Consider the following 14,273-nt stretch of genomic DNA (forward strand, 5'->3'; position numbering starts at 1 on the left):
CATGCAAGGTGCAAACAAGGGCGCTGACAACAACACGCCGCTCGACGGAAAAGGCCTGCGCATCGGCATCGTGCAGGCGCGCTTCAACGCCGACATCACCAATGCGCTCGCCGCCGCCTGCCTGGCCGAGCTCGAGAGGCTGGGCGTGGCCGCTGACGACATCCATCATGTGCAGGTTCCGGGCGCGCTCGAAGTGCCGGTGGCCCTGCAGGCCATGGCCGTGCGCGGCGGCTACCACGCGCTGGTGGCGCTGGGCTGCATCATCCGCGGCGAGACCTACCATTTCGAACTGGTGGCCAACGAATCGGGCGCGAGCGTGAGCCGCGTGGCGCTCGACCATCGCCTTCCCATCGCCAACGCGATCCTCACGACCGAAAACCTCGAGCAAGCCGTCGCCAGGCAGACCGACAAGGGCCGCGATGCGGCCCAGGTGGCTGTCGAGATGGCGCGGCTGCTGGCCTCCCTCACATGACCGAAGACAACAACAAGGCAGCCGGCGCCAAGCCGCGCCCGGCGCGGCAAGTGCGCACCGGCCTCACCAGCACCGGCGCGCGCAAGGCCTCGGCCAAGTCGAACCGCAGCCGCGCGCGCGAGTTCGCGCTGCAGGCGCTCTACCAGCACCTGGTGGGCCGCAACGACCCGACCGAGATCGACCACTTCACGCGCGACCTCGCGGGCTTCCACAAGGCCGACGCCGCGCACTACGACGCGCTGCTGCACGGTTCGATCGAGGGCGCCGAGCAGCTCGACGCATTGATCCGCCCGCTGCTGGACCGCAAGTTCGAGGAGATCTCGCCGATCGAACACGCCGTGATGTGGATCGGCGTGTACGAGTTCCAGCACTGCCTGGACGTGCCATGGCGCGTGGTGCTCAACGAGTGCATCGAACTCGCCAAGGAGTTCGGCGGCACCGACGGCCACAAGTACGTGAACGCCGTACTCAATGGCCTGGCGCCGCAACTTCGCCCGCTCGAAGTGGAAGCCGACCGGGCTTCGGGGAAAGCGAAGGCATGAGGATCTCGGCGCGCGCACAGCGCATCGAACCCTTCTACGTGATGGAGGTGGCCAAGGCCGCCGGCGTGCTCGCACGCGAGGTGGCCCACACCGACCGTCCGATGATCTTCCTGAACATCGGCGAGCCCGACTTCACGGCCCCGCCGCTGGTGCAGGAAGCCGCCGCCCGCGCGGTGCGCGCCGGCGCCACGCAGTACACCCAGGCCACCGGCCTGGAGCTGCTGCGCGAGCGCATCAGCGGCTGGTATGCGCAGCGCTTCGGTGTCGACGTGCCGGCCCGCCGCATCGTGGTGACCGCGGGGGCCTCGGCCGCATTGCAGCTGGCCTGCCTGGCGCTGATTGAATCCGGCGACGAGATCCTGATGCCGGACCCGAGCTATCCGTGCAACCGCCATTTCGTGAGTGCCGCGGACGGCAAGGCCGTGCTGCTGCCGACCACGGCCGAAGAACGCTTCCAGCTCACCGCCGCCAAGGTCGAGGCCGCGTGGACCGACAAGACGCGCGGCGTACTGCTCGCCTCGCCGTCCAACCCGACCGGCACCTCGATCGCGCCCGATGAACTGCGCCGCATCCACGAGGTGGTGTCGCGGCGCGGCGGCATCACGCTGATCGACGAGATCTATCTTGGGCTTTCGTACGACGACGCGTTTGGCCAGACGGCACTCGCCATCGACGACAACGTGATCAGCATCAACAGCTTCAGCAAGTACTTCAACATGACCGGCTGGCGCCTGGGCTGGCTGGTGGTGCCCGAGGCGCTGGTGCCCGTGGTCGAGCGGCTGGCGCAGAACCTCTTCATCTGCGCGAGCACCGTGTCGCAGTACGCGGCGCTGGCCTGCTTCGAGGCCGAGAGCATTGCCGAATACGAGCGCCGCCGCGCCGAGTTCAAGGCGCGACGCGACTGGTTCATTCCGCAGCTGAATGCGCTGGGCCTGAACGTGCCGGTGGTGCCCGACGGTGCCTTCTACGCCTGGGCCGATTGCACCGCCGTCGCCGAGAAGCTGGGCATCTCGGGCAGCTGGGACTTCGCCTTCGAAACCATGAAGCGCGCTCACGTGGCCGTGACGCCGGGCCGCGATTTCGGCACCGCCGAGACGGCCAGGTTCGTGCGCTTCTCCACTGCGAGCTCGATGGCACATCTGCAGGAATCGGTCGAGCGCCTGCGCGCCATGATCGCGAACCCTGCCCGATGAGCTACGCGTTTCCGATCCGTGTCTACTGGGAAGACACCGACGCCGGCGGCATCGTGTTCTACGCCAACTACCTCAAGTTCATGGAGCGCGGCCGCACCGAGTGGCTGCGTTCGCTGGGCGTGGAGCAGCGAAAGCTGCGCGAGGAAACCGGCGGCCAGTTCGTGGTGAGCGAAACGCAGCTCAAATACCATCGCCCCTCGCGGCTCGACGACGAACTGCTGGTTACAGCCGATCTCCGACAACTGGGCACGGCGTCGTTGATAATCGGTCAACGCGTGCTATCAAAAACAGAGCAGGAACGAATGGGGGCCGCGGCGCCGGTTCTGCTGTGCGAAGGCACGATCCGCATCGGCTGGGTGGATGCCTCCACACTGCGTCCTGCGCGGATACCAGCCCAAGTTGCGGGAACCCTCGAGCGCTGCGGCGGCTCCATGACTCAACCTTTCAAGCCATGAACCAAGACCTCTCCATCATCAATCTCCTGCTCCATGCGAGCTTCGTGGTGCAACTGGTCGTGCTGCTGCTCGTGATCGTCTCGATCGCCAGCTGGGCCGCGATCATCCGCAAGTACTTCGCGCTGCGCCGCATGCGCGCGCTCAACGACGACTTCGAGCGCGAGTTCTGGTCGGGCACCAGCCTGAACGAACTGTTTGCCTCGGCCGCGCAGAACGCCAAGTTCGCGGGGCCCATGGAGCGCATCTTCGCCTCGGGCATGCGCGAGTACCAGAAGCTGCGCGAACGCCACGTGAGCGACGCCCCCACGCTGCTGGACGGCGCCCGCCGCGCGATGCGCGCGAGCTTCCAGCGCGAACTCGACGCGGCCGAGCAGAACCTGTCGTTCCTGGCCACCGTGGGCTCGGTGTCGCCGTACGTCGGCCTGTTCGGCACGGTCTGGGGGATCATGCATGCCTTCACCGGCCTGGCCGCGCTCGCGCAGGTGACGCTGGCCACCGTGGCGCCCGGCATTGCCGAAGCGCTGGTGGCCACCGCCATCGGCCTGTTCGCCGCCATTCCGGCGGTGGTGGGCTACAACCGCTTCGCGCGCGAGATCGACAAGATCGCGATTGCCCTCGAAACCTACATCGAGGAGTTCTCCAACATCCTGCAGCGCAACCTCTCGGCCAATCCGGCCGCGGTGGCGTCGGCAACTTCGGCGGCTCCGGCCAACCGCTGAGCGAGGTTACAGCGCATGCCCGCCGTTTCATCCCGGGGCCGAGGCCGCCGCACGATCAACGAGATCAACATGGTCCCGTTCATCGACGTGATGCTGGTGCTGCTGATCATCTTCATGGTCACCGCGCCGCTCATCACGCCGAGCGTGATCAACCTGCCCTCGGTCGACCGCGCCAACAAGCAGCCCGACAAGCCGATCGAGATCGTCATCAAGAGCGACGACGAAGCGCAGATCAAGAAGGACCCGTCCACCGGCAGCGGCGGCACGTCCGTTCCCATGACCCAGATCGGCTCCGCGGCCAAGACCGCCCAGGGCGGCGACGACCAGCGCCCCGTGGTCATCAGCGCCGACAAGTCGGTGAAGTACGAAACCGTCGTGAAGGCGATGAACCAGCTCAAGCGCAGCGGCATCGAGCGCGTGGGCCTGTCCGTCACCACCACGGGCGGCAAATAAGGCATGTCCCTCGCACTGGATCGCCCCGAGTTCGCACCACCGCCGCAGCGCGGCACGCCGCGCGCGGTGCTGCTCGCGCTGGTTGCGCATGCGCTGCTGATTGCCGCGCTGACGTGGGGCGTGCGCTGGCGCAGTGATGCCGACGAAGGCGCCGTCGATGCGGAGCTGTGGTCGTCCACGGTGCAGCAGGCCGCGCCGCGGCTGTCGGCGCCGCAGGCACCCACGCCGGCTCCCGCGCCGCCGCCGCCTGCTCCGCCGCCACCGCCGCCGCCTCAGGTGAAGGCCCCCGAGCCCGCACCGGCGCCGCGTGCGCCGGATATCGCGCTCGAGCGCGAGAAAAAGCTCAAGGAAGAAAAAGAGCAGAAGGAACGCGAGCTCGAGCGCCAGCAACAGCAGCGCAAGAAGGAGCTCGAGGCCAAGCAGCGCGCCGAAGACGAAGCCGAACGCAAGAAGGCGCAGCAGCAAAAGCTCGCCGAGCAGCAGAAGAAGCAGCAGCAGGAAGCCGAGGCCAAGCAGGCTGAAGCGAAGAAGCAGCAGGAAGCCGCAGCCAAGCAGTCCGCGGCCGACCGCGCCGCAACGCTCAAGCGCATGCAGGGCCTTGCGGGCGCGAGCGGCAGCGACGATTCCAAGGGCACGGCCATGCGCTCGTCAGGACCGTCGAGCGGCTACGCGGGACGCATCGCGGCCGCCGTGCGACCGAACATCACCTTCCCCGATGCCGAGACGGTCAACGGCAATCCGGCCGCCGAGTTCGAAGTGAACCTGGCACCGGACGGCACCATCGTCGGCGTCAAGCTGACCAAGTCGAGCGGACTGCCCAGCTGGGACGAAGCCGCCGAGCGCGGCCTGCACAAGACCGACAAGCTGCCGCGCGACACCGACGGGCGCATCTTCCCGTCGCTGATCGTTTCGCTGCGGCCCAAGCGATAGCAGGGCCGGCCAGGCGCTACACGCGCCCGGCCGCCTCGCCGCTCATCCTTCTCATTCGTAGACGACCGAGGCCTTGCCGGCCTCCGCCTGCGCGGTCCAACTCGCCAGCGCGGCGTCGGTCGGGAAGAACCTGGCGCGCTCGCCGAGCTGCAGCTCGACCTGCGCGCCGCCGCGCGCCATCGACAGGCGCACTGGCAGCCCCTGCACGAGGTCGCCGTGCTCGCTCTGCTCGGTGCGCGGCGGAAAGTCCTTCACGAGGCGCGCGATGTCGGGCGCCTTGCCATTGACGGCCACCCGCAGGAATTTTCCGAAGCGGCAGCGCGCGGTGGCCAGGTCCCACACCTGCTGCACCTGGAAGCGGGCCTCGAAGCCGCCGCGGCCCGGCTGGAGCCGGCCGCTCACGATCACCAGCTCGTCGTCCTTCAGGGTGTTGCGGTTCGCATTGATCAGCGCCTCGTCGGCGGTGGCGTCGATGGCATCGGACTTGTCGTCGAGCTTGAAGATCGCCAGCCGGCCGCGCTGGCCGTTGATCACGCGGAAATCGCTCACGATGCCCGCGATCACCTGCTGTTCGCGCGTGTCCATCAGGTCGCCGATCTCGCGCTTGCAGAAGCGCCGCACCTCGTGCGCCACCTCGTCGAACAGGTGGCCCGAAAGATAGAAGCCGACGGCCGTCTTCTCGAAGGTGAGCCGCTCCTTCACGCCCCAGGGAGTGGCGTCGACCAGCTCGGGCTCCTGCGTGGCCGAACCGTGCTCGCTGTCGCCGAAGATGTCGACCTGCGCGGCATTGGCCTCGGTGGCGGCCGCGAACTCGAAGGCGCGGTCGACCGAGGCAATGAGCGAGGCGCGGTTCTGCTGGATCGAATCGAAGGCACCAGCCTTGATGAGCGCTTCGACCGTGCGCTTGTTGATGCGCTGGCGGTCGATGCGCACGCAAAAGTCGAACAGGCTCTTGAACGGGCCGCCCTCCTCCCGTGCGCGCACCACGGCCTCGACCGCGAGCTGGCCCGTGCCCTTGACGGCGCCCAGGCCGTAGCGGATCACCTTGTCGGTGACCGGTTCGAAACGGTAGTTGCCGCGGTTCACGTCCGGCGGCTCGAAGGTGATGCCGAAATTCTTCTGCGCGTCCTCGAACAGCACCTTGAGCTTGTCGGTGTCGTCCATTTCCACGGTCATGTTGGCGCAGAAGAACTCGGCCGTGTAGTGGACCTTGAGCCAGCCCGTGTGGTACGCCAGCAGCGAGTAGGCGGCGGCGTGCGACTTGTTGAAGCCGTAGCCCGCGAACTTCTCCATCAAGTCGAAGATCTCGTCGGCCTTGTCCTGGGGAATGCCGTGCGTCTTGAGCGCACCCGCACGGAATTTCTCGCGGTGCTCGGCCATCTCCTCGAGCTTTTTCTTGCCCATGGCGCGGCGCAGCAAATCGGCGCCGCCGAGCGAGTAGCCGCCCAGGATCTGCGCGGTCTGCATCACCTGCTCCTGGTAGACCATGATCCCGTAGGTCTCGGAGAGCATCTCGGCCACGGCCGGGTGCGGATACTCCACCTCTTCGCGGCCATGCTTGCGCGCCACGAAGCTCGGGATCAGGTCCATCGGACCCGGACGGTACAGCGCATTGAGCGCGATCAGGTCCTCCAGGCGCGTCGGCCGCGCATCCTTCAGCATGCCCTGCATGCCGCGGCTTTCAAACTGGAACACCGCTTCCGTCTTGCCTTCGGAGAACAGCTTGTAGGTCTCGCGGTCGTCGAGCTTGATGTTCTCGTACGCGAAGTTCTCCTGGCCCTTATGGCGCTTGACGATGAACTCTTTCGCAATCTCGAGGATGGTGAGCGTGGCCAGGCCCAGGAAGTCGAACTTCACGAGGCCGATGGCCTCCACGTCGTCCTTGTCGTACTGGCTCACGGCCGAGTCGCTGCCGGGCTGCTGGTAGAGCGGGCAGAAGTCGGTGAGCTTGCCGGGCGCAATCAGCACGCCGCCCGCGTGCATGCCGATGTTGCGGGTCATGCCCTCAAGCTTCTGCGCGAGCTCCACCAGCATGCGCACTTCTTCTTCCTTCTCGATGCGCGCCGCGAGCTGCGGCTCCATCTCGATGGCGTAGTTGTTCTTGTCGCCTTCCACCTTGGGGTTGGGCGGATATTGAATGGTGACGGGCTGGCCGGGCTTGTTGGGAATGAGCTTGCTGATGCCGTCGCAGAACATGTAGCTCATGTCGAGCACACGGCCCACGTCGCGGATGGCGGCGCGCGCGGCCATGGTTCCGAAGGTGGCGATCTGGCTCACGGCATCGCGGCCGTACTTGTCCTTGACGTAGTCGATCACGCGGTCGCGGTTGCCCTGGCAGAAGTCGATGTCGAAGTCGGGCATCGAGACGCGCTCGGGGTTCAAGAAGCGTTCGAACAGCAGCTTGTATTCGAGCGGATCGAGGTCGGTGATCTTCAGCGCGTAGGCCACCAGCGAGCCCGCGCCCGAGCCCCGGCCCGGGCCCACCGGACAGCCGTTGTTCTTGGCCCACTTGATGAAGTCGCCCACGATCAGGAAGTAGCCCGGGAAGCCCATGTTCAGGATCGTGTTGATCTCGAACTCCAGCCGCTCCACATAGCGCGGCCGCTCGGCATCGCGCTTGGCGACGTCGGGGTAGAGGTGCGCCAGGCGTTCTTCCAGGCCCACGAACGACTCCTGGCGGAAGAACTCGTCGATCGGCATGCGCACGCCTTCGCTGATGAAGGGCGTCGGAAAGTCGGGCAGCTGCGGCTTGCCGAGCACCAGCGTGAGGTTGCAGCGCTTGGCGATCTCGACCGTGTTGGTCAGCGCGCTCGGCACGTCGGCAAAGAGCGCCTCCATTTCGGCGCTCGACTTGAAGTACTGCTCCTCGGTGAACTTGCGCACGCGGCGGGGGTTGCCCAGGATTTCGCCTTCCGAGATGCAGACGCGCGCCTCGTGCGCCTCGTAGTCCTGGCGTTCGGCAAACTGCACCGGATGCGTCGCGACCACCGGCAGGCGCAGCCGGGCCGCGAGCTTCACGGCGGCGATCACGTGCGGCTCGTCGTCGGGGCGGCCCGCGCGCTGCAGTTCGATGTAGAAGCGGTGCGGGAACATCCCCGCCAGCTGCAGCGCCAGCTCGGCGGCGCGTTCTTCCTGCCCCTGCAGCAGCGGCGCACCCAGCGGGCCGGCCTGCGCGCCCGACAGCGCGATCAGCCCGCCCTGCAGCTCCTGGAGCCATTCGAGCTTGCAGGCCGCCTGCGACTGGCCGCGGCCCACGTTCTGCGTCCAGGCGCGCGCCAGCAGCTCGGACAGGTGCAGGTAGCCTTCCATGTTCTGCACCAGCAGCACGATGCGGGTGAGCACCCCGGGCTCCTTGCCCAGCCCCTCGATGAAGATTTCAGCGCCGATGACGGGCTTGACGCCCTTGCCGCGCCCCTGCTTGTAGAACTTGACCGCCCCGAACAGGTTGTTCAGGTCGGTGATGGCCAGTGCGGGCTGCTTGTCGGCAGCGGCGGCCTTGACGACTTCGTCGATGCGGTTGGTGCCGTCGACGACGGAAAACTCGGTGTGCAGGCGCAGGTGAACAAACATCCTTCCATTGTAGAAAGCCGCACTCCACGATGTGGGGTGGCGATCCCTACAATTACGCCCCGTGCAAGAGATTTTGAATATCGCGGCCTACAAATTCGTGGCCATAGACGACAGCCCCATGCTGCGCGAAGAGCTGCGCGGGCGCGCCCAGGCCCTGGGCCTCATGGGCACCATCCTGCTGGCGCCCGAGGGCATCAACCTGTTCCTGGCGGGGCTGCCTGATGCCATCCGCAGCTTCGTGGCCAGCCTGCGCTGCGACGCGCGCTTCGCCGACCTCGAAACCAAGGAAAGCTGGTCCGCCGCGCAGCCCTTCCGCCGCATGCTGGTGAAACTCAAGCGCGAGATCATCCGCATGGACCATCCGGCCATCCAGCCGGCGGCAGGCCGGGCGCCCGGCGTGGACGCGCCCACGCTCAAGCGCTGGCTCGACCAGGGCCACGACGACCAGGGCCGGGAGATCGCGCTGCTCGACACGCGCAACGACTTCGAGGTCGACGAAGGCACCTTCGACGGCGCGATCGACTGGCGCATCACCAAGTTCACCGAATTCCCGCCCGCGCTGAAACAGCACCGCGCCGATTTCGCTGGCAAGACCGTGGTGAGCTTCTGCACCGGCGGCATCCGCTGCGAGAAGGCCGCGATCCTGATGCGCGAGGAAGGCGTCGAGAACGTGCTGCAGCTCGAAGGCGGCATCCTGAAATATTTCGAAGAAGTCGGCGGCGCGCACTACCACGGCGACTGTTTCGTGTTCGACGGCCGGCGCGCGCTGGCACCCGACCTGAGCGCGCGTGCGGCCGATGCCAGCGCGCGTGCGTCGGAAGACATCGACCTCGGTCGCGGCCTGAAGAAATAGCCGGCGGATTGCCGGCCGCGCGCTCCGGAGATCAGACCGGCGTCGTGCCTACGTCCGGCTCGCGCACGCCGAAAGGCTTGCCCGGCAGCGGAATGAATTCGGTCTCGCCAGGCACATGGCCCATGCGCTGCGCAGCCCAGTCGGCGCCGGCTTCGAGGATGCGCTCGCGCCGGCTCGAGACGAAGTTCCAGGTGATGTAGCGCGGGCCGTCGAGCGGCTCGCCGCCGATCACCATCAGGCGCGCGGCGGTGTCGCAAGTCAGCACCGCGCCCTGGCCATCGGGCAGAACAGCCATGGTGTGCGCGGGGATCGATTCGCCATCGACGCGCGCATCGGCATCGACGACGTAGACGGCCAGTTCGGGCGCCAGCGCGGGCAGCTCGAAGCGGCCGCCCGCGGGCAATGCGATGTCGAGATAGATCGTCTGCGACAGTGTCTTCACAGGCGAACGCGCGCCAAAGGCCTCGCCCACCAGCACGCGCACCGTCACGCCCTGCTCCACCACCTCGGGAATGGCACTGGCCGGCGTGTGCTCGAAGCTCGGCTCGGCTTCTTCATGCGCCCGCGGCAACGCAGCCCAGAGCTGCAGCCCGTGGTTCACGTAGGTGTCGGCCTTCAGGCGCTCGGGCTTGCGCTCGGAGTGCACGATGCCGCGCCCCGCGGTCATCCAGTTGATGGCGCCGGGCAGGATCTCCTGCACGCTGCCGAGGCTGTCGCGATGCATCATCGCGCCCTCGAAAAGATAGGTGACCGTGGACAGGCCGATGTGCGGGTGCGGCCGTACGTCGTGCTCCGTGCCGGGCTGCTCGGTGGCCGGGCCGAAGTGGTCGAAGAAAACGAAGGGCCCGACCGAACGGCGCTGCGCCGCCGGCAGCAGGCGCCGCACCTTGAAGCCGCCGCCGAGGTCCTTGTCGTGCGGTTGAAGCAATTGGGTCTGGGCGGTGGTATCGGTCATCGGGGGCTCCGTGGGTGGCTGGGTTTTATCCGCGTGATCTTGCCACTGTGGCAATACGCTCGCCGAATGCCCTTGCTGTGTCGAAGTCGCCCTTGAACATCTCGGCCGGGCTTGCATCCGAAGGCGACTGCGTCAGCAAGCCGCCGTAGCCGCCCACGTAGTTCATCGAATCGCGCGTGGCCGCCTTGTTGTTGGTCGGCAGGATGCCCATGCTGACCCAGAGGCCGCTGTGCTGCATCGCGAGCGTCCACAGGTAGGCGATGGTCGCGACCTTGTCGCCGTTCATGGTGGCGCTGTTGGTGAAGCCCGCGAAGAGCTTGTCCTTCCAGCCCTGCGTGAACCAGACCTTCGACGAGGCATCGGCGAATTTCTTGAACTGCCAGCTCACGCCGCCCATGTAGGTCGGCGAGCCGAAGATGATCGCGTCGGCCGCGGCCAGCGTCTCCCAGCCGCCTTCAGGCAGGTTGCCATCGGCGTCGATGGCGAGCAGCTGCGCGTCCGCGCCATCGGCCACGGCTTGCGCCACGCGCTGGGTATGGCCGTAGCCGGAATGGAAGACGACAACGATGTTTGCCATGTTCAGGGACTCCTTTGTTCGGGTTGTGGAATCAGCGCTTGTCGATGCTGAAGCGGCCGGGGCCGAAGGCGGCGAAGGCGAGCAAACCGCCTGCGATGGCGATGTTCTTGTTGAAGTTGATCTGCTGCATCATCTTCATCGCGTCGGGCACGGCCCAGTACTTGTGGAAGAACAGCGCGGTGGCCACGGTGAAGATCGCCATCGCAATGGCGGTCCAGCGGGTCTTGAAGCCCACCAGCAGCGCAATGCCAAGGACGAGCTCGACCAGGATGGCGATCGCGGCGCCCACTTCCGGCAGCGGCAGGCCCACCGAGTTGATGTAGCCCACGGTGCCCGCAAAGCCCATGAGCTTGCCGATGCCGGCCGGGATGAACAGGTACGCGATCAGGATGCGGCCGGCCAGCGCCAGCGTGTCCTGGGCTGCATTGGGGGTGTTGGTTGTGGTTGCCATGTGTGAAAACTCCTCGGGTTGTTGAAATTGAAAAAGGAACAAGAAAAAAAGAAAAGAAGGCCGGGCGGCATGCGCCCGGCCCAGGATCATGCCGCCAGGTCGAACACCAGCACTTCGGCATCCTTGCCGGCGCCGAGCGTGAGCTGCGTTTCGCCTTCGAGCATCGCGGCGTCGCCGCCCGCGAGCTTCTGGCCGTTCACTTCGAGCTCGCCGCGCACCAGGTGCACGTAGCTCTTGCGCTTCGGATCGAGCGCCAGGCTGGCCTTCTCGTCGCCGTCGAGCAGGCCTGCGAAGAGGCGCGCATCGGCATGCACCGTCACCGAGCCGTCGGCGCCGTCGGGCGAGGCCACCAGGCGCAGCTTGCCGCGCTTCTCGGCGTCGCTGAACTTCTTCTGCTCGTAGCCCGGTGCAATGCCGCGCACGTTGGGCTCGATCCAGATCTGCAGGAAGTGCGTGGTCTCGTCGGCCTTGTGGTTGAACTCGCTGTGCATCACGCCGCGCCCCGCGCTCATGCGCTGCACGTCGCCCGGCGGAATGGATTCCACGTTGCCCATGCTGTCCTTGTGCGCCAGTTCGCCCGAGAGCACGTAGCTGATGATCTCCATGTCCTTGTGGCCATGGGTGCCGAAGCCGGCGCCCGCGGCCACGCGGTCTTCGTTGATCACCCGCAGGTTGCCGAAACCCATGTGGGCCGGGTCGTAGTAGCCGGCAAAGGAAAAGCTGTGGAACGAGCGCAGCCAGCCATGGTCGGCATAACCGCGTTCCTGTGATTTACGGACTTGCAACATCGTCAAACTCCTTCGGCCCTGCCCCGTGGGGACGTTCGGGCCTTCTTCGTATGCCGCGCCGGATGCGCAGCGGATGTGAAGAACTTTAGGCCCGCACCCCCGCAGCAAAAGCGCCGGGTTTTGATGGCATCATTCAAATTTTTTGATCAATCGATCGGTCGATCGACAGGAGCCGAGATGCCCAGCGCCAGAGACGTACTGACCCCCGACGCGCTCGCCATGCTGCAGACGGTGGCCGCCACCGGCAGCTTTGCCGGCGCGGCGCGCGAGCTCAATCTGGTGCCCAGCGCGCTCAGCTACCGCGTGCGCCAGATCGAGGACGCGCTCGACGTGCTGCTGTTCGACCGCAGCGCGCGCCAGGCCCGCATCACCGAGGCCGGCGCCGAGCTGCTGCGCGAGGCGGCGCGGCTGCTGGGCGAGATCGACGCGGTGGCCAACCGCGTCAAGCGCGTGGCCACCGGCTGGGAGCCGATGCTCACCATTGCGGTCGACAGCGTGATCGCGCGCGATCCGCTGCTCGACCTGGCCACCGCCTTCTTCGCGCTCGATCCGCCCACGCGGCTCAAGCTGCGCGACGAAACCCTGCTGGGCACCATCGAGGCATTGACCAGCGGCGAGGCCGACCTGGCCATCGGCGCCGTGCTCGATGCCGCGAGCCTGGCCTTCACCGCCACCGGCATCCGCAGCCGGCCGATCGGCGAGCTGTGTTTTGTCTATGCCGTGGCGCCGCACCATCCGCTCGCGCGCCTGCCCGAGCCCTTGACCGATGCGGTGCTGCGCCAGCATCGCGCGGTGGCGGCGGCCGACTCGGTGCGCAGCGGGCCGAGCATGACGGTCAACCTGGTCGGCGGGCAGGACGTGCTCACGGTGCCGAGCATGCAGGCCAAGCTGAACGCGCAGCTGCACGGTCTGGGCGGCGGCTTTCTGCCCGAGCCGATGGCACGGCCCTATATCGAGGCCGGCCACCTGGTCGAGCGCAAGACCGAACGCCAGCCGCCCCTGGCCACCATGCACTGCGCCTGGCGCGTACGCAGTGCGGGCGGTCCGGGCCGCGCGCTCGAATGGTGGCTCGCGCAGTTCGAGCACGAGGCCACGCGGCGGGCGCTGCTGGAGCGGCACCGGGGGCGTTGAAAGCCATCGCCTTACAGCCGCGCGGCGGCCCCTTTGCAGACCGTTGTAGAGTCCGGACACATCCATCCGTCTCCCGTACACAAGAAAAGAGTCCCTCATGACCACTCGCGCAACTGCAAAGGCGGCCGACCGCCACCGAACCCCCACCGCTCCACGCCACTACGCCGTCGTCGGCGCCGGCATTGCCGGAGTCGCCTGCGCGCGAACGCTGGTGCAGGCCGGCCACAAAGTCACGGTGTTCGAACGCGAGGCCGCGCCCGGCGGGCGCATGGCGAGCGTCGACACCGCCTTCGGCCGCTTCGACAGTGGCGCGCAGTACTTCACCGTGCGCGATCCGCGCTTTGCGCTGGCGCTCGAAGCCACGCCCAGCCTCTGCCGTCCCTGGAGCGCCAACCTCGTGCGCGTGCTCGATGCGCACGGCCGCGTGGCCGAGGCCGCATTGCCCGGGCGCGAATCGCACTGGGTGGCGCAGCCCGGCATGGACGCGCTGGTGGCCCACTGGGCCGCGCCGCTGGGCGACAGCCTCGTGCTCGACACGCAAGTCACGCAGATCGAGCCCGATGCGCTCGACCCCAGGCGCTGGCAGCTGCGCACCGCCGGCGAAGACGATTCGCAGCACGTGTATTCGGGCTTCGACGCCGTGCTGCTGGCCGTGCCGCCCTCGCGCACGCGGGTGCTGCTGGGCGACGGCAAGCTTTCCGCTTCCATCAGCCAGAAGATCGAGCCGGTGCGCATTGCGCCCTGCTGGACGCTGATGATCGCGTTCCCGCAGGCCAACCAGGCCAACATGTCGCACCTCGGCCCGCAATGGAATGCGGCGCGCAGCACGCACCACCGCGTGGCATGGCTCGCGCGCGAATCGTCCAAGCCCGGCCGCGAACGCGTCGAGCGCTGGACGCTGCAGGCCAGCGCCGCCTGGTCGCAGGAGCACCTGCGCGACGACGCCGCGCGCGTCGAAGCCAAGCTGCTGCGCGCCTTCGCCGAGATCACCGGCATCCATGCCGCGCCCACGCACGCCCGGGCACGCTGCTGGACCGAAGCCCAGACCCAGGTGCCGGTCGGCAAGAGCCACCTGTGGGACGCCAAAGCGCGCATCGGCGTGGCCGGCGACTGGTGCACCGGGCACCGGGTCGAAGACGCGTTCCTCTCGGGCCTTTCATTGGCGCTCGCAGTGATCTGATCCT

General features: G+C 67.3%; 15 protein-coding genes. 10 read left to right on the forward strand and 5 right to left on the reverse strand.

Going from position 1 to position 14,273, the window contains the following annotated elements; all coding sequences use genetic code 11:
• Position 1: 1 nt before the first annotated feature.
• Genes ribH through tolA form a run of 7 tightly spaced genes read left to right on the forward strand, consistent with a single transcriptional unit; the run spans position 2 to position 4,764 of the window.
• Positions 2-472, forward strand: coding sequence for a 6,7-dimethyl-8-ribityllumazine synthase (ribH, locus tag IB278_RS09090; RefSeq protein ID WP_192323248.1), 471 nt, complete (start codon positions 2-4; stop codon positions 470-472).
• Positions 469-1,014: a transcription antitermination factor NusB gene (gene nusB, locus IB278_RS09095; protein WP_145744978.1), complete on the forward strand. Its 546-nt coding sequence runs from the start codon at positions 469-471 to the stop codon at positions 1,012-1,014. The genes ribH and nusB overlap by 4 nt, the downstream gene beginning before the upstream one ends.
• On the forward strand, positions 1,011-2,207 hold the full coding sequence (locus IB278_RS09100; RefSeq protein WP_192323249.1) for a pyridoxal phosphate-dependent aminotransferase: 1,197 nt from the start codon (positions 1,011-1,013) through the stop codon (positions 2,205-2,207). The genes nusB and IB278_RS09100 overlap by 4 nt, the downstream gene beginning before the upstream one ends.
• On the forward strand, positions 2,204-2,662 hold the full coding sequence (locus tag IB278_RS09105) for a YbgC/FadM family acyl-CoA thioesterase (RefSeq protein WP_145744974.1): 459 nt from the start codon (positions 2,204-2,206) through the stop codon (positions 2,660-2,662). Before IB278_RS09100 ends, IB278_RS09105 begins: the two co-directional genes overlap by 4 nt.
• Positions 2,659-3,381: a protein TolQ gene (tolQ, locus tag IB278_RS09110; protein ID WP_012748214.1), complete on the forward strand. Its 723-nt coding sequence runs from the start codon at positions 2,659-2,661 to the stop codon at positions 3,379-3,381. Before IB278_RS09105 ends, tolQ begins: the two co-directional genes overlap by 4 nt.
• 15 nt (positions 3,382-3,396) lie before the next feature.
• Positions 3,397-3,834 carry an ExbD/TolR family protein gene (locus tag IB278_RS09115; RefSeq protein ID WP_012748215.1) on the forward strand — a complete coding sequence of 146 codons (438 nt, stop codon included), beginning with the start codon at positions 3,397-3,399 and terminating at the stop codon, positions 3,832-3,834.
• 3 nt (positions 3,835-3,837) lie between these two features.
• A complete protein-coding gene (gene tolA / locus IB278_RS09120) occupies positions 3,838-4,764 on the forward strand; it encodes a cell envelope integrity protein TolA (RefSeq protein WP_192323250.1) in 927 nt (308 codons plus the stop codon).
• A 51-nt stretch (positions 4,765-4,815) separates the two neighbouring features.
• Here the strand turns inward: tolA and dnaE are convergent, their stop codons facing one another.
• Positions 4,816-8,334: a DNA polymerase III subunit alpha gene (gene dnaE / locus IB278_RS09125; protein WP_192323251.1), complete on the reverse strand. Its 3,519-nt coding sequence runs from the start codon at positions 8,332-8,334 to the stop codon at positions 4,816-4,818.
• A 61-nt stretch (positions 8,335-8,395) separates the two neighbouring features.
• Between dnaE and IB278_RS09130 the strand changes: the two genes are divergently transcribed.
• Positions 8,396-9,187 (forward strand): sulfurtransferase, encoded by a 792-nt coding sequence (locus IB278_RS09130; protein ID WP_145744969.1) that lies wholly within the window; start codon positions 8,396-8,398, stop codon positions 9,185-9,187.
• A gap of 31 nt (positions 9,188-9,218) precedes the next feature.
• On the opposite strand, the gene IB278_RS09135 is transcribed toward IB278_RS09130, so the two are convergent.
• The 4 genes from IB278_RS09135 to IB278_RS09150 are packed head-to-tail and all read right to left on the reverse strand — an operon-like array spanning position 9,219 to position 11,958.
• On the reverse strand, positions 9,219-10,142 hold the full coding sequence (locus IB278_RS09135) for a pirin family protein (RefSeq protein WP_145744968.1): 924 nt from the start codon (positions 10,140-10,142) through the stop codon (positions 9,219-9,221).
• A gap of 25 nt (positions 10,143-10,167) precedes the next feature.
• On the reverse strand, positions 10,168-10,719 hold the full coding sequence (locus IB278_RS09140) for a flavodoxin family protein (RefSeq protein WP_145744966.1): 552 nt from the start codon (positions 10,717-10,719) through the stop codon (positions 10,168-10,170).
• Positions 10,720-10,750: 31 nt separating this feature from the next.
• Positions 10,751-11,260, reverse strand: a complete 510-nt coding sequence (locus IB278_RS09145) for a DoxX family protein (RefSeq protein ID WP_263864247.1) — start codon at positions 11,258-11,260, stop codon at positions 10,751-10,753.
• Complete coding sequence (locus IB278_RS09150; protein WP_192323252.1) at positions 11,257-11,958, reverse strand: pirin family protein; 702 nt, start codon at positions 11,956-11,958, stop codon at positions 11,257-11,259. Before IB278_RS09150 ends, IB278_RS09145 begins: the two co-directional genes overlap by 4 nt.
• A gap of 177 nt (positions 11,959-12,135) precedes the next feature.
• Between IB278_RS09150 and IB278_RS09155 the strand changes: the two genes are divergently transcribed.
• Together IB278_RS09155 and IB278_RS09160 are read left to right on the forward strand one after the other, a co-directional pair.
• Positions 12,136-13,089, forward strand: a complete 954-nt coding sequence (locus IB278_RS09155; protein ID WP_145744960.1) for a LysR family transcriptional regulator — start codon at positions 12,136-12,138, stop codon at positions 13,087-13,089.
• Positions 13,090-13,186: 97 nt separating this feature from the next.
• Positions 13,187-14,269, forward strand: a complete 1,083-nt coding sequence (locus IB278_RS09160) for an NAD(P)/FAD-dependent oxidoreductase (protein ID WP_192323253.1) — start codon at positions 13,187-13,189, stop codon at positions 14,267-14,269.
• Positions 14,270-14,273: the final 4 nt, after the last annotated feature.

It is taken from the genome of Variovorax sp. VRV01 (genome assembly GCF_014852545.1).
Taxonomy (GTDB): Bacteria; Pseudomonadota; Gammaproteobacteria; order Burkholderiales; family Burkholderiaceae_C; genus Variovorax; species Variovorax beijingensis_A.